The organism is Paraburkholderia haematera, assembly GCF_905220975.1.
Lineage (GTDB): Bacteria > Pseudomonadota > Gammaproteobacteria > Burkholderiales > Burkholderiaceae > Paraburkholderia > Paraburkholderia haematera.
Window position 1 is genome coordinate 12,533 of record NZ_CAJNBK010000027.1, and the last position, 19,683, is coordinate 32,215.

Here is a 19,683-nt window from a genome sequence, read left to right on the forward strand (position 1 = left end):
CGCCCGCCTTCAAGGCTCATTCGGGATTGCAGCTTCGAACAAGACGCGCATCGTGTACCCCGGCAAGATGGCGGCTTTTCACGTCACCCGTCTTCGATGCTCGCTTCCTCAATCGCTGCTTTATTCGTCGTGTTGTGGTCGACTGGTTTTGTGGTCGCCCGGGCGATCACACCTTATGCCGATCCCAATCTCTTCCTGCTTGCGCGCTTTGGCGGCACCGCGCTGATATTTACGCTGGCCGCGCTCGCCACTCGCGCCGCGTGGCCGACCGGCCGCGATCTCGGCAAGCACCTGTTCGCGGGCGCATTGCTGCAAGGGGTTTATCTCGGCGCGGGATACTGGGCCGTCGCGCAGGGCTTGAGCGCCGGTGTGATGGCCTTGCTCGGCGCGCTGCAGCCGCTCGCAACGGCTGCCGTCGCAGCGCCGCTGTTTGGCGAGCGCCTGTCGCGGCGCGGCTGGGCCGGCATGGCGCTCGGCCTCGCCGGCGTGGTGCTGGTCCTCGAACCGAAACTCGCCGCGGCCGCGCCGTCCACCCTGCATGGCGACGCGCCGCCGTGGCTCGTCGTGTTCATTTCGATCGTCGCGGTCGGCGCGATTACCGCGGGTACGCTGTTTCAGAAGACTTCGCTGGCGAAGGCCGATATCCGCAGCGCAAGTGCGGTGCAGAATTTCGGTGCTGCGGTGGTTGCGGCGGTTCTTGCGCTGGCGCTCGGCGAGCATCGCTGGATTGCGTCGGCCACTTTGTGGGGGTCGCTTGCGTGGGGCATCGTGATGCTGTCGGGGATCAGCGTGACCTTACTGGTGTGGATGGTCAGGCGCGGCGATGCGGCGCGCGCCACCGCGCTGATGTTTCTCGCGCCGCCGCTAGCCGCACTCGAAGGGTATGCCGGCTTCGGCGAAACGCTGCTGCCCGTGCAGATCGCGGGATTTGCGGTGGCGCTGCTGGGCGTATTGCTGGCGCGGTCCTGAGGGTGTGGCCGGCGGGCGAAGCGTTGAACGGCGGACGCCAGTTTGATCGCTCACGCTGGCCTGGGCCGCCCGTCAGCCCGCGGATCAATCCGCCGTATCGGCGCCGGCCGGCACTTTTGCGCGCACCTTGCTGCCCGGGCCCGGAGCCCAGACCGGGCGACTCTTGCGCTCCGAATCCACCACGACGATATAGCGCCCCGCCCATGGAGTCACCTGGCGATCGCTCTTCAACACCCACAGCGATTTGCCGGAGTCGACGAGCGCTGCATATTCAGCGTCGAGAATGCCGTAGTGGTCGATAAATGCGTTGAGCGACGCGGGGATCCGCACGCAGCCTTTCGAATGGCGAATACCGAGCAGCGGCTCGAGCCGGTCCGGGTCGGTGGCGTGCATCTGGAAACGCATCTGCGACATGCCGCCCTTGCCCCAGCCCCGTTCGCCCTGGGCCCAGCCAAGGTCGAAGATCCGCATGTCGCGCTTGCCGTAGCCGCGGATGTGGTTCTCGTTCAGCGTGCCTTCGGAGCGGAAATCCATGTTGGCCGGCGTATGTTCGAACACGCCGAGCGGCGTGATGAAGTGGTCGTACTCACCGGGCCGGCCCGTTGAAACCGGCGACGCACCGATCATCTGCCAGCTATCGGACGGGGCTGCCCGGAAATAGATGAACAGCGCCTGAACGTTGGCGTTGCGATCCACCATCACGACATACTCGCCCGACAGACCGCCGAGCATGTGCTCGCCCAGCGCCGTGCGCAGGCGGTCGGCATAGGCGCGCTGCTCGGCGGCCGGCACTTTCAGCCGACGCGTCACGTCTTGCGCGAACACCTCCCGCAACAGGAACGCGCGCCGCGGATCAACCACGCCGGCCGCGTCGGGCGCGGCAACGGCCGACGCGTCGAGGGCGCGCGCCGGGCGGTGCGCAGCCAGGGATGCCGATGCCTGGCTGGACGCAGTGCCTGAAACCGACGCTGAAGCCGCGGCCGTGCCTGATGCCGCAATAGCGACGCCGCATGACAGCGCGCAAAAGGCGGCAGCGAACGCATGCGTCAGATAGCGTCCTGACCGAACTGCGCGCGCGGAACACGGCACAGAGAGTAAATCCGACATACGCACCACTTCGCTTCGACGATCTACCGATGTGGAAGTACTGTGGTCCGGTGCAGGCGGACCAGGCCGATTGGGGTAGTTCATCGCGTATTTGAGCAAACCTGATTATTATTGACTGCTCGCCGGCTCATGCGGCGCCCGGAACGAGGATGTTACTAAGCACATTGCCATCTGTCGATGAAGAATCAGCCAATTCACGAATATCACCGTATTGACCGTCAATATTTAACGATCTGCGCAGCCGTTTAAAAGCAGCGCAAAGTGAATTTAACGCCCATATTCACGATAAAACCGCGAAACCGATTTGTCCTATCAGGCCGGCCGCTCGTGCAATCCGTGCGAGCGTTCATGGTTGAGATTCACGTTACCGCATACGGAGAAAAGAGGAACATGACGCAACAGGACCCAGCCGCACGCCAGCTAAGCATTGCAGCGGAAATGCACGTCACCGCCGAGTTCGACCCCGCACAGGAAATCGAGCGCCGGGTCGATTTCCTGGCGAAGTATCTGCGTAGCAGCGGTCTGAAAACCTACGTACTCGGCATTAGCGGCGGCGTCGATTCGACTACCGCCGGGCGGCTTGCGCAACTCGCGGTCGAACGGCTGCGCGCCGAACATTACGATGCGCGTTTCGTCGCGGTCCGATTGCCGTACGGCGTGCAAAAAGATGAGGCCGACGCGCAGCAGGCTTTGAGTTTTATTCGCGCGGACGAAAATCTCACCATTGATATCAAACCCGCCGCTGACGCGATGCTCGCCGCGCTGGACAACAGCGGCGTGATATTTAATGGCGACTCACAACAGGATTTCGTCCACGGCAATATCAAGGCGCGGCAGCGAATGATTGCGCAATACGCGGTAGCCGGCGCCCGAGCCGGTGTGGTAATCGGCACAGACCACGCGGCCGAATCGGTCATGGGATTTTTCACGAAGTTCGGCGACGGTGGCGCCGATGTGCTGCCGCTCACCGGCCTGAACAAGCGTCGTGTGCGGGCACTGTCCAAAGCCTTGGGCGCACCCGGAACGCTAACGCTCAAGGTGCCAACCGCCGACCTGGAAATGTTGCGCCCGCTGCGGCCGGATGAGGACGCGTACGGCATTTCTTACGACGATATCGACGACTTTCTGGAAGGCAAACCTGTCAGCGACGTTGCGCGCGAGACGGTCTTACGCTTCTACGATGCCACGCGGCACAAGCGGGCGTTGCCCTACACGCCGTTCGATTGGCCAGTGAAGACAGACGGGGAATGAGTGAAGGAATGTAACAATCTGGAGACGCGGGGAGGATGTGCGCCGGCAATGCGGCAGACGCAGCGCGCTCTCCCCACTCGACGCATTCGACGCACTCGAAGCATTCGGCACGCGCAACAGCAACGGCCTCAGTGAGCGGGCGGAGGCGCGTCGTCGCTGAACAGATCGGCGCTGGCCTCGAGCGCGAGGCCGCCCAAATGCTTGCCATGAATCTGCCGCGCGATCACCTCGCCCACGTACGGCACGTCCGCGTCCAACGCGACCGTGGCGTAGGCGCTGGGTTTCCCGGCGTCGACTACTTCGACGTTTTTCGCGTAGTGGCCAAGCTCACGTTTGAGGAATTCCCTCACTTCCTGCTCGCTGCACGATTCCGCGATATTGCGCACGATCAGGTTCATGCCGCCTACCCTCGGCGCGCGCTACGATCCGCGGCATGCACCCGCACCGGGCGCAGCGCTGCACGCTGTTTCTCCTGAGCCGCCGCGAGTTGGCGGATCAGCGCGGCGCCGGTCGCAGCCAAAGCAGCCAATGACAGATAGAAGGCAATCATTCAAATCTCCCCTTCGAATTTCGTCCTGTTTTCAGGATAGCCACAATCGACAACAAAAGCGATGCGACACAATGTCGTAAAAACGGACTTTAAAACTTCCGTTAATGCACTGTACCTGAATAAGCAGCGGTAAAAATAGCAAAACACTTGTTCATTCAGTGGTGCAGACCCGGGACATGCGCCAGACGCGGACGCTGGACGCAAAAACGGGGCGCGACACGCATCGCCGCTGGCATCCTGCGGGGGACGTGTGCAAAGGGCGGGCTGATCGTCGGGATCAGTCCGCCGCTTGCACGTTTGCCGCACTCACCCACCACGCATTCTTGCCGTCCGGCACGTGAACCAGCACGGCGGACGGGTCGTCGACGCCGTCGTCGGCGATTTCACACACCGCCAAACCATCCGGCAGATGTTTCACCTCGCCGGCCGCCTGGAACAACGCGACGCGCTGCGCGTTCAGCGGTCGCAGTTGCCGGTACACGTCGAAACTGATTGCCGCGGGCACGTCGCCGCGAATCCGCAGCGAATCGGCGCTGCCGCAGTGCACGGGTTCGGCGGCAAACGCCGCCGCACTGCCGAACAGACAGCTGAAAGTGAGCACCAGTGCGGCGCGGCGTGAATGGGTCATGGCGATTCTCCGAGAGTAAGTTGGGACAGCGCGGCCGGCAGGACGGCTGAATACGCGCAAATGAACAACCCGGTCAATGCAGACGGAGGCCGGCGGGCTCATGGCGCGTTGTCTCGACCGTTGTCTCGACCGTCGCCTCGCCCGTTGATGTCGCCGGTCGCGACATCAAGACGGCTCACATCGCAAGACGTTTGGCTGAAGCCGGAATAGACCACGGACCAGTTACCGACAATCGCGGCCTGCGCCTCCGCGAGGCTCAGTTTCCCTTCGCAAACGCAGCGTTTGAGCATGACAGCGGCACGCGCCTTGCGACGCTCGCCCTGCTGCCCTGCCCACGGCAGAAGATCGAGATTGGAAGGGGCTTTCGGCGAGCCGCCGAGCACAATCGGCACACGCCGGTCAAGCGCGAAAGCGGGACCGTTGTCGGCATCGATGCCGCGCGCGGCAAGCATGCGATCTTTATGGGCCATCAGTTCATCGAACGGCGGTGCGACCGTGTCCGCATAGCCGGGTCGGCAAATCGTTTCGCCGACTGACTCCTGCGTGACGCGCTCGTCGAGCATTGCTGAATCCTGAGCCCAGACTTGCCCGACGCGCAATGCGAGTACCGCGGCAAAACCGAGGAGGATCGCAAAACGCACCTTGCGGGCAGGATGCGCGACGCCGCACCGGCGCGCGAGCGTCGACGGAATCACCGGAGATGTACTGCTGGTTGCGTCGCTGTAATGGATGGTGCAACGCCTGTCTGCCATGCCTGCGTTCATTCGTCGGCACGCCGGCAACGGCGCGCAGTAGTTTAATTCGCAGACTAATTAAAACACATTCAATATCCGGGCGCGATCAAGGCGCACTTGCGCGGGTGCGCAACGATGCGCTCGCCGGTATCTGCAGGTGCGGTTTTCCCGAACGCGAATCGCCAGTGCGTGCCGTACACGAATCGCCGGTATCGGCCGACGCTGTCTTGCCGTGCATGGACACAGGTTGCAAGACAGCGCCGAACTCCAGGGCAAGAAAACGCCGCCGCCTGCGGAGCCGCTCGCGCACGGCTCCACAAGCAAGCACATCAACCGGGTTTCACCACCCGGGCCTGCAAGGCGCGGATGCGCCCGAGCGCCTGAGTATTGGACACCGTCGTGTCATACATCTTGGCGAGATCCGCTTTGAGCGCGGTACGCGAGCCGCCGTCGAGATAGACCATATGCCCCGACGGATAAAAACGCGCCGACAGATTCTGCCGGACCTGCTGGCTCACAAGTGGCATCTGCTGGAGATCGAGCACGGTCTGATAGAACGGCGTGACATAGTCGAAGAACCCGTTCGCCGAGAGCACCTTCAGGTCAGGATTGAGCGCCATCACAGCGGCAAGATCGCCGGCGGTGTACAGAATGATGTTGCCCTTCGCGTCGAGCCCCTTCTGCGCGCCGGTCGGATCGATATGGCTGAAGTCCCAATACTGGAATGCCTGATCGTTGAGGTCCGTGAACGCCGAATTCGACGTGTATTTCAACTGCTCGTTCAGATACACGTTCCACATCGTCGTGTAGACGCCGGTCACCGCCGTCATGGTCGGATCGTTGCCGCCGGAATTCGGATCGATCTTGCCGGCGATGCCGGTGTTGATCGCCGTGACCCGGCCGTCGTACTCGCCAAGCGCAAGGCCCTGTGCTTTCAGCAGCGTGGTCAAAAACAGCGAATTGCCGCGGCTGTCGTACGACGCGATATCGAGGCTCCATGCCAGCAAGCTGGTTTTGTCGATACCGGTGTATTCGCTGAGTTTTTCGACCGTTGCGGAATCCGTGGTCGGGAACTTGCGCAACGCCGCAAGATAATCGGTGCGCGCGAATTGCGCCACTTCTTCGGCAAACGTGCCGAGGTCAGTCGGCCGCGGCGCAATGCCGAGCTTCTTGTGATACCACGCGTCCGCGGCAGTTGTGGGCAACGCGCCGACCGGGTTGCCCGCTTGCGTGTAATCGAGAATGGACGATTGCAGCGTGATGCCGTTCAGATCGACGCCGTCTTCATGCAGCCGGTATGCCAGCACGCAACTGCGCGCCGTGCCATAAGACTCGCCGAACAGGTACTTCGGCGAGTTCCAGCGATTGTTTTTGGTGAGGAAGCGTTTGATGAACTGCTTGATCGAGTCCGCGTCCTGGTCGACACCCCAGAAGTCGCGGTTCTTTTTCGGCGCGATCGCTGCCGAGTAGCCGGTGCCGACCGGATTGATGAAAACGAGGTCGCTCTTGTCGAGCAGACTATCCGGGTTGTCTTCCATCGAGTACGGCGCGGGCGGCGTAAAGCCCGGCATCGACGTCTTGATGCGGCGCGGCGCGAACGAGCCCAGCAGCACGAACACCGAAGAGGAACCCGGGCCGCCGTTGTAGAAGAAGGTCACCGGACGGGTTTCCTCCTTCTGATTGTCCTGCGTAAACGCGACGTAGAACATTCTGGCTTCGGGCTGTGAGCTGCTCGGGTCGACAATCACAAGGTGACCCGCCGTCGCCGTGTAGTTGATCTTCTGGCCGCCGATCGTGGTTGAGTGATGCGTGATCGCGGCTGTCTCCGTGGTATCGGTGACGGAATCGTCCGGCCCATTGCCGTAAGCAACCGGATCGAAGAAGGGCTGATCTCCTGCTTTGTGCGACGCGCCGGCCGCAGCCGTTGCCGGCGAAGCATGCGAGTTGTGTGACGACTGCGGACTAACGGAAGCTGACTCGGTGTTCGTCATGATCGCTCCATGGTTCGTTAACGTCTTGAAGTGTCTTGAAGTGTCTTGAAGTGCCTTGAAGTCTCTTGTGCGTCCCGCGATGCCTGCGCCTCCTGAAACCATGCACCGTAACGTCTACGGCCTGAGCGCGGCGCACCGGGGGACAAGCGCGGACGGCTGGTGAGCGCCTGAACTGACGCCTGAACTGACAATCAGGCAGGCGCCGCCCGAAACGGTCCGCGACTCATCAGACTATAGTGCCGCTGCCACCTTCTGACCATTGGGACTGCCGAGTCCCGTGCACGCATCCCAACCCGGCGACGCGGCGAAGCTGCCGTTGTTGCCCTGGGTGATGTCATTGCAGGCGCCCGGCGCCTTGTAAAGCTTCGGGTTGATGAAACCGGCCGGTTGCCCCTTAGCCGCATTGATCCGCGCAATCAACGCCGCCCACAGCGGCGCAACCGCACTGGTGCCGCCGACCACCGTCTGCGTGCCGTCGATCAATACGCTATAGCCGGTGACCGGCGACGCATCGCCGGCCACGTCCGGCACGCCGCGCCCGCTGAGCGGCGTCCTGGCGCCGCTCGTCGAAGTGGCTGACAAGCCCTGCTGCCACACCGGGACCGGAAAGGCCCGGCTCACGCCGCCACCGCCCGCGCCACCCTGTGCACCGTCGTTCCACACCACCTCTGAGATCGAGGTGCCGGATGCGGTCAGGCTCGTGCCGCCGCACGCCAGCACATAAGGGCTCGACGCCGGAAAGTCGACCTGATCGCTGCCGGAACCGTCGCTCGAACCGCTATCGCCCGACGCCGCGCAGACAGTCACACCCAGAGCCGCCGCCGTTTGCAGCACACTGTTGAACGCCTGCAGCGACTGGCTGGTCCAGCTCGACTCGGGGCCGCCCCAACTGATCGAGACCACCGAGGGTTTGTTGGTCGTGTCGTGTACAGCACGGGTTACTGCGTCGATAAAACCGGCGTCGCTGTTCTGCGTGAAATAGACCGCGATCGTCGCGCCAGGCACGATCGCACCGACGATTTCGATGTCGAGCGTGACCTCGCCGTCCGGCCCGTTCGGGTCGCCGTTCGGCTGATTGCTGCCCTGATCGACGCCAACTGCTTTCACGGTCGGCGAAGCGACGCCAAGGCTCGCAAAATATTGCTTGAGGTCGGACGTGTTGTACCCGCCGCCGAGTTCGATGATGCCGACGCATTCGCCGCTGCCGTCGCCTTGCGGAAACTGATACAACGATGCGAGCTGCGGCGGCGTAAACGACGCCTGGTGCACTTTAGCCGCCTGGAACGGCGGCCGGATGCGAAAGTGCGCCCGCGCCTGAGGCCGGTTGTCGAGCCCGAGCACAGCTTGCACGATACCGTGCAGATCGTCCGGCACGCTGATCGTGCCGGTGCGGCCGCGGAACTGGCCCACCGCGTGATGCTGGTAATGTTCCAGCTTGACGCCGAACGCTGACTGGAACTGCGCAATCGTGCCGCCCAGCAATACCTGGCGCGCTGCCGGATCTTCCCGCACCACCGTTAAGCCGTGTGCGGCGGCAAAGGTTTTGACTTTAGCGATGTCGTCCGGCGCGGCGCCGTAATCTTTTGCAAACGCTTCGCGCGATAGGGGTTTGATGCTCGGGTCGCCCGCTTCGATCTTGCTCATCAGTGCGTCGAACTGCGCCTGGCGCTGACGGCGCAGTATCACGAAAACTTCGATCCGCTCCGTCGGATCGCATTGCCCAACGACTGTCGAACCTTGTTCTGCCGTTCGCTCGCTTCCCGGCAGCGGTTGTCTGTTGACCATGGTGTCGATTCTCCTGTGACCGTGATGGCGCGAAGCGCAAGGTGGACCCCGCGCGCAATACGCGCCTGCACGAACCCGCCGCTTCACAACGAGCGGCGGATTGCTATTTCAAAGACTTCGCCAAACCGTCCGACCCGTGCATTCGAACACAGTTCCGACATGCGCGGCAGTTGTCCGATTGGCTAACGCCGGATTGGGTCAATACGCATCGCGCAGCACCCGCGTTATCATGCTGAAGCGGCAATCCAGCCGTTGCAGCGCCTCGCGCGCCACCCGCGCGCACGATCGAAGAATCAGAGGAACCCCATGTCAATTTCGATGTATCAAGCGTCACTGCCCGTGCTGGTGCGCGGCATGACCAACCTGCAAGTCATCCTCGGCAAGGCCGAGGCGCACGCTGCCGAGAAACAGATCGACCCGTCCGTGTTCACGAACGCCCGGCTCGCGCCGGACATGCTGCCGCTGGTGCGTCAGGTCTATATCGTGAGCGACACGGCGAAAGGCTGCGCCGCGCGTCTGGCTGGCGTCGAAGCGCCGAAGTATGAAGACGTCGAACAGACCTTCGACGAACTCGATGCCCGCCTTCAAAAGACGATTGATTATCTGAAGGAATTCAATGCGCAACAGATCGACGGCTCGGAAGAACGTCCGATCACGCTGAAAATGCGCAGCGGCGCGATCGAGTTCACAGGGTTGTCATATCTGTTCGGCTTCGTGTTGCCGAATTTCTATTTTCACGTCACGACGGCGTACGACATTCTGCGTCATAACGGCGTCGAACTTGGCAAGCTCGACTATCTGGGCGGCATCAAGTAAGAACGCGCGCGGGGTACCGCGTGAGCGGCGTCAAACGCGTGGCTGGAACGCAATGATCGCCATGCCGGCCAGTGTGAATGCCACGCCCGCCGCATCCCACAGCGTGGGGCGCACTTTGTCGACGCACCATAGCCAGGCAATCGCCACCGCCACGTACACACCGCCGTAAGCCGCATACACGCGGCCTGCGGCGGTGCCGTGCAGCGTCAGCAGCCAGGCGAACAATGCGAGGCTAAGTGCGCCCGGAACCAGCAGCCAGATCGAGCCGCCCTCCTTCAGCCAACGCCAGGGCAAATAGCACCCGACGATTTCGGCAATGGCGGTCACGGCATAAAGCAGAAAGGTTTTCATCGACAGGGAGTGAAGCGAGTGGCTGTGTGACAGCGGAACCGTGCGCGGCTGTTCATCGGCTTTATTAACACATTCACTTTGCGCGCGGGCATGGCACGTGCGGCGGTTGCCGCATCATGTCCCTATTCGCTACCTGTCATGAGCGTCGCGTCACCCTTCACCGACATCCGTGATGTTCGGCAGTCAGTCCAGCGAGAGCCGCAACGCAAAGCCGATCAGCGCCGCTGAGAAAGTCCACCGCTGAAGTGTCTGCGCAAGAGGATGAGCCCGCATCCAGCCGGCGATGCGCGCCGCGCCGATCGCGTACATGGCGTCGAAACACACGCCGGTCGCGAGCAGCACCAGACCCAGTTCAACCATCTGCAATGCAACCGGTCCGGCCTCAGGGCGCACGAACTGCGGCAGTAGCACAGAGCAGAACAGCAGCGCTTTCGGATTCAGCAGATTGGTCAGCAGGCCCTTCACGAAAGCGGCACGCAACGGCTGCGCCTCGACGCCCGCCACGCCGCCTTCAGGCAACGCGAATACGGGTGAGCGGAAGATCTGGATGCCCACCCACGCGAGATAAACCGCGCCGCCGTAACGCACCACGTCGTAAAGCCAGGGCGCACTGCGCAAGAGCGCCGCCACCCCGCATGCCGACAGCGTGACGTGCGTTGCCCGCGCCACGCCCAGGCCGCCGGCCGCCGCGAAGCCGCTGCGCACGCCACGTCCGATACTGGTCTGCAGAACCAGTGCCATGTCGGGTCCAGGCACGGCATAGACAACAAACAGCGCTGCGATATAGACGACCAGAAGGTGTGCGGAAATCATAAAAGCCTCTTGTTTTTAAGGGCTCTATCTTGCTATTGTCGGCGGAGGGTTTGCTGGCGAAATACAGGGACATGGGTTTCATTTTTGGAGGAATACGCTAATATTCCACTCCCGATTTATGTTTTCCGCCAACACAACCTGCGCCCTCACGCTATGACAACCGACCTCGATAAAACAGACCGCGCGATCCTCGCCGCGCTGCAGAACGATGGCCGCATGTCGAACGCACGGCTGGCCGAGATGGTCGGCCTGAGCGAGACGCCTTGCGCCCGCCGCCTCAAGCGCCTTGAAAACGACGGCTATATCGACCAGTACCGCGCGATGCTTTCGCGCTCCGCCCTCGGCCTCGGCGTGGTCGCGTTCGTCTACGTGCGGTTCGCCGTGCACGACCGCGCGGTGGCCACCCGATTCGAACGCGAGGTACAGGCAATCCCGCGGATTCTGGCGTGCCACAACGTGTCGGGCAGCGCCGACTACATCCTGCAGGTCGTCGCGCGCGATCTCGACGACTACGGCACGTTCATGCGCGACGAGATGCGTGGCCTGCCGGGCGTGACGTCGGTGGAATCGGCATTGTCGCTGCGGGAAGTCAAGGCTAACGGCGGGCTGCCGCTGTCCTGAGCGCGGCCATGGCATAGTCACGCATTCGAATTTGATACGGCGCGAGCCGACCAGACCAGTACGGAGTTTTCATGGATCACGACAAGGCAAGAGCCGAAGAAACAGCCGCGATGGAGCGCGTATTGACCGCAACCACACGGGTAAAGGCGGCCTTCGCGTCGCTGCAATCGCAATTCCCGCCGGCCGGCAGCGGCCAGCCTTCGCAGTTCGCGCTGCAAACCTTCGACGCTGCATTGCAGGAACTCGAAGACGCACAAGCCGCATTCGACGAATTGCTCGGCGATCTGCTTGACGGCAATCGTTGACTGGCATAGACGGTCTCTTCACTGCATAGCTGATGCGCAGCACGCGAGCGGTGGCGGTCTTCGGTTTCCACCGAGCGGCCATCGCGTAATCTGGAGGTGCAAGCCGGACTTGACCGTTAGTTGCGTATTAAGGTCAGGGATCGGAAGGTAGCGCAAAGCCGGACCACCCCTCACCCGCCTACCCTTCCTGTCATTTCCGAAAAAACCGGCCTCGTTAGCAACGACGAAACGTCTTGTTCCACACATAAAAAAGAATATTTACTTCGCTTAACGAAGCATGTTGACTTCTGCTTGCGGGAGTGCATAAAATTCGCCCGTCATCACAAACGGGGCCATTGCCTTGGACACCAGCAGTAGTCGATCTTCGAACAGTTTCACTGCCTGACCGGCCCGACGCCCGCGCTCCCTTTTCTCAGCCGCCGTCTTGCCAGCAGGCAGACGGTGCGCGCCGTAGTAACCCTCTCCGTGCACCTTAACTAGCGCCATTCGGCCGCGGCGTGCTTACGCATGTCCCGCAACCGTATGGCATCGCGTCGCGAGCATCCGCTCGCGACAGCGTTCGCTCACGCCGGTTCGACCGTTCGAACGCCGGCGCGGCCGAGCGTGTGGACGAACACGTGCTTAATGAACACCGATAAGCAACACCGGTAAGCACCACCGATAAGCACCACCAAAAAGGAGCCGCCATGCCGGACAGTGACAGTTACCCCTTATGCCGCTCAATTGCCACGCAATTTTTGTTTTGCCTGAGGAAAGCGAGTAGACGTTCGCCGCCGCGCGCATAGTGCCGGCCGCGCTCCGTGTCTGCTGGCTTTCCGCAACCCGCGTAAAGCCATACGCCCGGAGAAAAACCATGTACATCGCCATCCTCGTACCGACTCTGCAGCAAACGCACATCCACAGCGACGCCGCACTCGCGCTTCACAGCGTCAAGCCGCACTGGCTCGCCCTGTCCTGGCAGCGCATCAAAGCGCTTCTCCCGAACCCGGCTTCGAACCCGGCTTCGGACTCGGCTTCGAACTCAGCTTCGAACTCAGCTTCGTAACGACTTACTGCACCCGCACGCCTTCGCGATCCGCATGTGCCGCCGTCGCTCTATCCTGTTCGACGACATTCGCACAGCGGATTCCGAAGACGCGCCAATGCATTCAAACCATACGCACTCAGGCGGCTAAAAATGTCCACTCCAATTAACGTCTCGCCACCGCGCAGCGCCGTTCTCGACGAAGCCCATCTCGGCGACATCAAAGGCGCGCTAGGCACCATTGCGCATCACGACACCGCGCCTCGCAACAACTGGTGGGCCCGCATTCGAACGCTGCTCGCGATCCTCGGACCCGGCCTCATCGTGATGGTCGGCGACAACGATGCCGGCGCTTTCGGCACCTACACACAGGCGGGGCAAAACTACGGAACCACCTTGCTGTGGACCATGCTGCTGCTCGTGCCCGTGCTCTTCGTCAATCAGGAAATGGTGCTGCGCCTCGGCGCCGTGACCGGGGTCGGCCATGCCCGGCTGATCTTCGAGCGCTTCGGCAAATTCTGGGGGGCGTTCAGCGTCGTCGACCTGTTTATCCTGAACGCGCTCACCATCGTGACCGAGTTCATTGGCATCACCTTCGTGCTGGATTTCTTCGGCATTTCGAAAGTGACCGGGGTCTGCATCGCCGCGGCCGTGACAATGGCCGCGGTCAGTACCGGCAATTTCCGGCGTTTCGAGCGCTTCGCGGTCGTGCTTTGTCTGTTGAGCCTGTTGCTGGTGCCTGTGCTCGTGTCGATTCATCCGCCGGTCAGCCAGATCGCGCGCGACTTCGTGATTCCGAACTGGCCCGCCAATTCAAAACTCAGCGATGTAATGCTGCTCGTGATCGGCATTGTCGGCACCACCGTCGCGCCGTGGCAGCTATTTTTCCAGCAGAGCTATATCGTGGATAAACGCATCACGCCGCGCTTCATGAAGTATGAGAAAGCCGACCTGTGGATCGGCATCCTCTTCGTGATGATCGGAGCCGTAGCCATGATCTCGTTCTGCGCCGCGCTGTACGCAGGCAAGCCCGAGTTCGGCAATTTCACGGATGCAGGCGGCGTGATCGCCAGCCTCGAAAAATATGCCGGCCGCACACCAGCCGTTCTCTTCGCCGTCGCGCTACTCGACGCCTGCATCATCGGCACGGCCGCCGTCTCGCTGTCCACCGCCTACGCAATCGGCGACGTGTTCAAGATTCGCCACTCGCTGCATCGCGGCGTGACGGATGCGAAGGGCTTTTACCTCGTCTACTTCGGCATTGTCGCAGCCGCGGCGGCGCTGGTATTGATTCCCGGCAGCCCGCTCGGTCTTCTGACTGAAGCCGTGCAGACGCTCGCAGGCGTGCTGCTTCCGAGCGCAACGGTGTTCCTGCTGCTGTTGTGCAACGACCGCGCCGTCCTCGGTCCGTGGGTGAATTCGAAGAAGCTCAACTTCTTTACTGGCGCAGTTGTCTGGGTGCTCGTCATGCTCTCCATCATCCTCACTGCATCGGTGATGTATCCGGACATTACCGGCGAAGCAATTATTGAAGTGCTGGCTGGCGGCACGCTACTGGCCGTAGTCGGCTACGTTGCAACCGTGACGGTTCGCAGGCTACGGCTCGCACCGACGGATGCCAACGGTTCCGCCGTTACCGCCGTTACTGATGGCGAGCAACAGTTTTCGAAAGAAGCACGCAATACGTGGCGCATGCCGCCCCTCGAAGATCTGCCTGCGCTGCAACTGACCCTGTCCAAACGCGTGTGGATGGGTGTGCTGCGCGGCTATCTGATCGTGGCGGTCGCACTCGTTGTCGTGAAGGTCGCGCAGATGGCGCTGCTGCATTAAACGGTCTTGCCCGTCCGCTCCCGGATGTTTTGGTGAGCGGCGGGCAAACAACCGACGTCCGTCCTTCACGCCTTCGATACTTCAGCTATTCAGTAGCATGGCGACATCGACCGAACATAGGCGACACCCCCGCATCCGTCACGCCCCCTCCGCCGAGATAACCGGCTCGCACAGAATCGGAAAGCTAACCGAATTCGCGATGTAGCACTTCTCATGCGCCACATGATGCAAACGCGCGGCCAGTTCGAGATCGCCACCTGCCCGAATGACGACGTGCGGGCGTAGAACGATCTGCGAAAAGCGGCCCTGCTCCGGACTATCGAGCATCGTGCCTTCGGCCTTGTCGTGATAGCTCAGCACAACAACGCCAGCATCCGAGCAAAGATGCAGATACCAGAGCTTGTGGCAAGCGGATGCCGAGGCGACCAGCAGATCTTCCGGATTCCACCGGTTCGCGTCGCCGAGAAAGGCCGCGTCGGATGATCCGGGAATGTCGGGCTTGCTTCCCGAGGCGATGACGTGGTCCCGACCGTATTCACGGTATCCCGAGGTGCCGCTGCCGCGGTTGCCTGTCCATTGCACCGATACCGTGTATTTGTGCTCGCCGTATGCCATGCCAATCTCCCTTGCTGTTGACCCGGAATTGATTTCGCAACGAACGCATTCTATATGCGCGCGACGGTTTTGGTATACCATTATTCCAAACGACAAGGATCAAAGCGCATGGAAGCGAAACTGGATTCGACTGCGGACGCCATCGTCGTCTCGCTACGCGAGCTGATTGCGACCGGCGAACTGGAGGACGGTGCACGGCTGGTCGAGCGTGAACTCGCCGATCGATTCGGGGTGAGCCGCGTGCCGATGAGAGAGGCCATACAAAAGCTCGAAGGCGAAGGGCTGGTCGAGCTCATGCGTAATCGCGGCGCCGTCGTGCGAACCTTGACGGAGTCCGACCTGAATGAGATCTACGGCCTGCGCATGTTGCTCGAAGGAGACGCCATCTTCCACGCAGTCAAACGCATGGACAGTGAGACGTTATCGCGCGCCGAACTCGTTCACCGGCTTCTGGGAGACGCGGATACAGCGCAAAGACAGGGCGAACTGAATCGCGAATTTCATGAACTGCTATACCGCCCGTGTGCCAACGGCCGGCAATTGAAGGCGATCCGCGAACTGCGGGCTCAGGTCGAGCGCTACGAACGATTGCAAGGTACGTTGCTCGCCGACACACCGGCCTTCCAGGACGAGCATCTCAGGATCCTCGAAGCATGCGAGGCCGGCAACGCACGCCTCGCGCGCGCGATGACAGTGGAACATCTCGCGTCGGCGAAGCGCATCGTTCTGCAACTGGTTCAGGCCGAATGACTACTGCGGCCCGAATGCCTTTCCCGCCACATTCGGCGCACGAGGATCCGGGTTCATATTCAGGCTGGTGCCGTTCGCGCGCATGTTGCTGAGCGCCGGGCCCGATCCCACGCTGCCGGTTCCGCCGATCGCCGGGGTGCTGCCCATCGTACCTATTCCAGGCGTTGGGCTGAGGCTTGCCGCGCCCGTCCCCACACTCATCCGCTGCGCCGCGGCCGCACCGTTGCTCCCACCTGCCTGCAAACCGCCCAACCCGCCCAAACCACTGGCACCGAGATTTGCCGACTGGGCATAAGCCACGCTCGTCAGTCCGATTACCAGCGCCGAAGTCAACACACCCTGTGTCACGATTTTCATAGCCTGCTCCATGATGCCGCCGAAATGCCCGACCGAACGCCTCGCACCGTCGTAGCGATGTCGAACAATCGACGCTCGTAACGGGATCCGGTCAAACAGTAAGACTGCGCGCCTGCCCCGTTTGTTCATCGCTGAGAATATTCGCCACGACCGTCTTCAGCGTTTCCTCGACGAATTTACCGACGAAATCCGCGCGGGCCAATCTCTATCGGCAAGTTGTACAAATGCTTACAAAGCAGCACGTGTCTGGCGTACACCGTCCGCGCAGTTGCCGCGTTATTGCAGGCATCTACCAGCGGAGCCCACAATGAACACCAACCTGACTTCCAGCAATCCGCAGCGCAGCCGCATTCACCCCCTGGTCGCCGGCGCAGCCGTGGCCGTCATCCTGGCGAGCGCCACAGGCATCGCGGCGATGACAGGTCTTCTGCCGACCTCGCACGCCGTGACGGAGCCCGCACAGCCGGTCGCCCCGGTTGCGGCGCAGGTCGCGAGCGCGCCGGTCGCCGCGCCCCAACCGGCACCGGTTCAGCAAGCGGCGCAGCAGCCAGTCCAGCAAGCCGCACCGGCCCGTCCGCGTGTCCATCACACGCACAGCACGCCCGCCACGGACGCACCGAGGTACGCAAACAATCAGGGCTATCAGGCGCCGAATGAATCCGCGCCGGCGAGACCGGTCGCCGATCCTTATGCGGGCGAGGTCGTCGCCATCAATACGGTGCAGGCGCCTGAGCCGACCACCGGTCTTGGCGCGCTAGGTGGCGCGGTCGCCGGTGGCCTCGTCGGCAATCAGATCGGCGGCGGACGCGGCAAGATTCTCACCACCATCGCGGGCGCTGTCGGCGGAGGCCTTGCCGGCAACGGGATCGAGCACGCCGTGCGCAAGCAGACCACCTATCAGGTCCAGGTGCGCATGCAGGACGGCAGCTACCGCAACTTCAGCTACCCGACGCAGCCGGACGTTCAGATCGGCCAGCGGGTTCACGTATCCGGCGATTCGCTGACGGCTTCGTGAGATTGCGCGCCGGCATTCAGTGAATGCCGGTTGGCCACAATGTGAGGAAACGCCGTGCGCGTTATGATCAGCCGTTACGCCAGAACGGCTGATCGCGCACGATGGAGCACGCCTACATCCACCTTTTGCATCTGCTTGCCGGTCATCCGGCGTGGACGCTCACGGTCATCTTTCTGGCGGCCTTCCTGGAGGCCATTGCCGTCATCGGCACCTTCATTCCAGGCAGCACGGCCATGTTTCTCGCCGGCGCGCTGGCCGGCACGGGTTCACTGAGCCTCGGCTGGGTGTTCCTGTGGGCGATCGCCGGCGCCGTCGCCGGGGACGGCATGAGCTTCTGGATCGGCAAGCGCTACAAGGACCGGATCGTCCAGTTCTGGCCGTTCAGCAATCATCCGCAGATACTCGACGCAGGTCATCGCTTCTTTCAGAAACACGGCGCCAAAGGCGTCGTGTTCGCCCGCTTCGTCGCACCGTTGCGGGCGATCGTGCCGGTCGTGGCGGGCATGCTGGGCATGACGCCGGTGCGCTTCTACGCGATGAACGTGGTGTCGGCGCTGCTCTGGGCCCCCGCACATATCCTGCCGGGCGTGGTATTCGGCGCCTCGGTGCTGCTCGCCGGCGCGGTGTCGTTCCGTCTCGTCGTCATCATCGCGTTGCTGGTCTGCATTGTCTGGCTGAGCTTTCGCGCGATGGGTTTCCTGCTCTCGCATGCCAGTGCGTGGTCGAGCGCGGCGGGCCGCTATCTGGGAAGCTGGGCTTGCCGCCACCCAGGCCCGTTCGGCCGGCTCGCGCGGCGGCTGCTAGACCCCGAACAACCGGATGCCAGCAGCATTGTGGTGGCGTCGCTGATCGTACTGGCATCCGGCGCGCTCTTCTTCGGCGTCCTCGATGACGTCATCAGCGGCGATCCGCTGGTCAGCGTCGATCTGTCCGTCTATCACTTTCTGCAATCGGTGCGCACCCCCTGGAGCGACACGGTGCTTGCAGGGCTGGCGACGCTCGGCAGCGTCTTCACGCTGACGGCGCTGGTCGTGACCGTGGTGGTGTGGATGGTGCTGGAGCAGCGTTGGCGCACCATCGGCTACTGGCTCGCCGCGGTCGTGTTCTCTCAATTGCTGATCTTCGCGCTGCAGTTCGCCATGCACCGCGCGCCGCCCAACGAACTCCTGTCCGACGCCTATGTGTTTCCGAGCAATCACGTCGCCGCGACGGTGATCGTCTACGGCTTCATGGCGTTCCTGCTCGCGCGGCGGGTCGGCATGGTGGAGGGCCTGTTCGTGGCGACCGCGAGTACGGTGGTCGTGATCGTGGTCGCGCTCGCCGGGCTTTACTTCGGCCGGTACTGGGTCTCGGACGCGATCGGCGGCGCCGCGCTCGCGTACATCTGGGTCGCCATCGTTGCGCTGACCGCGATGTTGCGGCATCCGGAGGTGCCGCCCTCACGCGGCTTCATGCCGGTTGTCGTTCTGGCGGTGATGCTCGTGAGCGTGGGCGTGCAACTGAGCGTCAGTCCGCCGGCGCCGCCGCCGGACGACACGCTGCGCCCGTCGCCCGTGCTGGTCACCCAGGCGCAGTGGAAGGTGTCGCTGTGGAAGAGACTGCCATGCTATCGCTCCGACATGGGCGGCGACCGCAAGGAGCCGCTCACGCTCCAATGGGTGTCTGACCTCGATTCGATCAAGGGGCAACTGCGCGCGCAGGGATGGGTCGAGGGCACCGACCTCTCCGCACACAGCCTGCTCTCGCTTGCCTCGCCGAACGTCGCGGCGGTGTCGCTGCCGGTATTGCCGAAGCTGAACAACGGCGTACCTTCGTCGCTGGTCTTCATGCGCCCCGGCGACACGCGCGACGAACGCGACGTCCTGCGCTTCTGGCCGAGCGGCTATGCCGTGGCGAACGGTGCGTCGACCACCCCGCTGTGGGTCGGCGCGTTCGCGCACGAGCGGCTCTCGCGGGCGTCGTGGCCGATCAACATTCTGCGGGTCGACAAGGAAGTGTCGTCGTTCGATGCGCACACAAAAACGAGCGCCGGTCTCGGCGCGGCGCTCGTGGGCACGGTGAGTTGCCATGGCGTGCCGGTGTCACTGCTGGCCTCGCCGGTGGAATGAGCGGCGCGTTGCAGCCGGCTCGCCCGGGCCTACCTGAATGTGCGTGTTCGCCGAACCCATCCG

Annotated in this window: 21 protein-coding genes; 10 read left to right on the forward strand and 11 right to left on the reverse strand. The window is 62.6% G+C overall.

Annotated elements, in window-relative coordinates; all coding sequences use genetic code 11:
* The first annotated feature begins 96 nt into the window (after positions 1-96).
* Positions 97-969: a DMT family transporter gene (locus KHO23_RS29490; RefSeq protein ID WP_211615766.1), complete on the forward strand. Its 873-nt coding sequence runs from the start codon at positions 97-99 to the stop codon at positions 967-969.
* Between the two features lie 84 nt (positions 970-1,053).
* On the opposite strand, the gene KHO23_RS29495 is transcribed toward KHO23_RS29490, so the two are convergent.
* Positions 1,054-2,076 (reverse strand): L,D-transpeptidase, encoded by a 1,023-nt coding sequence (locus tag KHO23_RS29495; protein ID WP_236067035.1) that lies wholly within the window; start codon positions 2,074-2,076, stop codon positions 1,054-1,056.
* A gap of 390 nt (positions 2,077-2,466) precedes the next feature.
* Between KHO23_RS29495 and nadE the strand changes: the two genes are divergently transcribed.
* The gene (gene nadE / locus KHO23_RS29500) at positions 2,467-3,327 is read left to right on the forward strand and encodes an ammonia-dependent NAD(+) synthetase (protein ID WP_211615768.1); all 861 of its coding nucleotides are present in this window, start codon (positions 2,467-2,469) and stop codon (positions 3,325-3,327) included.
* 128 nt (positions 3,328-3,455) lie between these two features.
* Here the strand turns inward: nadE and KHO23_RS29505 are convergent, their stop codons facing one another.
* From KHO23_RS29505 to KHO23_RS29530, 6 genes are all read right to left on the reverse strand, one after another.
* Positions 3,456-3,725 (reverse strand): RNA-binding protein, encoded by a 270-nt coding sequence (locus KHO23_RS29505; protein WP_211615770.1) that lies wholly within the window; start codon positions 3,723-3,725, stop codon positions 3,456-3,458.
* 5 nt (positions 3,726-3,730) lie between these two features.
* Positions 3,731-3,877 carry a hypothetical protein gene (locus KHO23_RS29510; protein ID WP_211615772.1) on the reverse strand — a complete coding sequence of 49 codons (147 nt, stop codon included), beginning with the start codon at positions 3,875-3,877 and terminating at the stop codon, positions 3,731-3,733.
* A gap of 277 nt (positions 3,878-4,154) precedes the next feature.
* Positions 4,155-4,505 (reverse strand): hypothetical protein, encoded by a 351-nt coding sequence (locus tag KHO23_RS29515; RefSeq protein WP_211615774.1) that lies wholly within the window; start codon positions 4,503-4,505, stop codon positions 4,155-4,157.
* A gap of 98 nt (positions 4,506-4,603) precedes the next feature.
* Positions 4,604-5,269 (reverse strand): hypothetical protein, encoded by a 666-nt coding sequence (locus KHO23_RS29520; RefSeq protein WP_211615776.1) that lies wholly within the window; start codon positions 5,267-5,269, stop codon positions 4,604-4,606.
* Between the two features lie 299 nt (positions 5,270-5,568).
* On the reverse strand, positions 5,569-7,230 hold the full coding sequence (locus KHO23_RS29525; RefSeq protein ID WP_211615778.1) for a S10 family peptidase: 1,662 nt from the start codon (positions 7,228-7,230) through the stop codon (positions 5,569-5,571).
* Positions 7,231-7,461: 231 nt separating this feature from the next.
* Entirely contained in the window at positions 7,462-9,015 is a 1,554-nt protein-coding gene (locus KHO23_RS29530) for a S53 family peptidase (protein ID WP_211615780.1), read from the reverse strand.
* 306 nt (positions 9,016-9,321) lie between these two features.
* On the opposite strand from KHO23_RS29530, the gene KHO23_RS29535 reads away from it, so the two are divergent.
* On the forward strand, positions 9,322-9,831 hold the full coding sequence (locus KHO23_RS29535) for a DUF1993 domain-containing protein (RefSeq protein WP_211615782.1): 510 nt from the start codon (positions 9,322-9,324) through the stop codon (positions 9,829-9,831).
* A gap of 30 nt (positions 9,832-9,861) precedes the next feature.
* Here KHO23_RS29535 and KHO23_RS29540 read toward each other — a convergent pair whose 3' ends face one another.
* Both KHO23_RS29540 and KHO23_RS29545 read right to left on the reverse strand, forming a co-directional pair.
* Positions 9,862-10,182, reverse strand: coding sequence for a YnfA family protein (locus tag KHO23_RS29540; protein WP_116121219.1), 321 nt, complete (start codon positions 10,180-10,182; stop codon positions 9,862-9,864).
* A 183-nt stretch (positions 10,183-10,365) separates the two neighbouring features.
* Positions 10,366-10,995: a LysE family translocator gene (locus KHO23_RS29545; protein ID WP_211615784.1), complete on the reverse strand. Its 630-nt coding sequence runs from the start codon at positions 10,993-10,995 to the stop codon at positions 10,366-10,368.
* 153 nt (positions 10,996-11,148) lie between these two features.
* On the opposite strand from KHO23_RS29545, the gene KHO23_RS29550 reads away from it, so the two are divergent.
* The 4 genes from KHO23_RS29550 (at position 11,149) to KHO23_RS29565 (ending at position 14,775) form a co-directional block, all read left to right on the forward strand.
* Complete coding sequence (locus KHO23_RS29550; protein ID WP_211615786.1) at positions 11,149-11,616, forward strand: Lrp/AsnC family transcriptional regulator; 468 nt, start codon at positions 11,149-11,151, stop codon at positions 11,614-11,616.
* Positions 11,617-11,687: 71 nt separating this feature from the next.
* A complete protein-coding gene (locus tag KHO23_RS29555) occupies positions 11,688-11,921 on the forward strand; it encodes a hypothetical protein (protein ID WP_211615788.1) in 234 nt (77 codons plus the stop codon).
* Between the two features lie 853 nt (positions 11,922-12,774).
* Positions 12,775-12,966, forward strand: coding sequence for a hypothetical protein (locus KHO23_RS29560; RefSeq protein WP_211615790.1), 192 nt, complete (start codon positions 12,775-12,777; stop codon positions 12,964-12,966).
* Positions 12,967-13,098: 132 nt separating this feature from the next.
* Positions 13,099-14,775, forward strand: coding sequence for an NRAMP family divalent metal transporter (locus KHO23_RS29565; protein ID WP_211615791.1), 1,677 nt, complete (start codon positions 13,099-13,101; stop codon positions 14,773-14,775).
* Between the two features lie 138 nt (positions 14,776-14,913).
* On the opposite strand, the gene KHO23_RS29570 is transcribed toward KHO23_RS29565, so the two are convergent.
* Complete coding sequence (locus KHO23_RS29570; RefSeq protein WP_211615793.1) at positions 14,914-15,390, reverse strand: OsmC family protein; 477 nt, start codon at positions 15,388-15,390, stop codon at positions 14,914-14,916.
* A 108-nt stretch (positions 15,391-15,498) separates the two neighbouring features.
* Between KHO23_RS29570 and KHO23_RS29575 the strand changes: the two genes are divergently transcribed.
* On the forward strand, positions 15,499-16,140 hold the full coding sequence (locus KHO23_RS29575) for a GntR family transcriptional regulator (RefSeq protein WP_211615795.1): 642 nt from the start codon (positions 15,499-15,501) through the stop codon (positions 16,138-16,140).
* Here the strand turns inward: KHO23_RS29575 and KHO23_RS29580 are convergent, their stop codons facing one another.
* Positions 16,141-16,497, reverse strand: coding sequence for a hypothetical protein (locus KHO23_RS29580; RefSeq protein ID WP_211615797.1), 357 nt, complete (start codon positions 16,495-16,497; stop codon positions 16,141-16,143).
* A gap of 307 nt (positions 16,498-16,804) precedes the next feature.
* Here KHO23_RS29580 and KHO23_RS29585 point away from each other — a divergent pair, with 307 nt between their 5' ends.
* Complete coding sequence (locus KHO23_RS29585) at positions 16,805-17,512, forward strand: glycine zipper 2TM domain-containing protein (RefSeq protein ID WP_211615799.1); 708 nt, start codon at positions 16,805-16,807, stop codon at positions 17,510-17,512.
* 101 nt (positions 17,513-17,613) lie between these two features.
* On the forward strand, positions 17,614-19,620 hold the full coding sequence (locus KHO23_RS29590) for a bifunctional DedA family/phosphatase PAP2 family protein (RefSeq protein WP_211615801.1): 2,007 nt from the start codon (positions 17,614-17,616) through the stop codon (positions 19,618-19,620).
* The last annotated feature ends 63 nt before the right edge of the window (positions 19,621-19,683 follow it).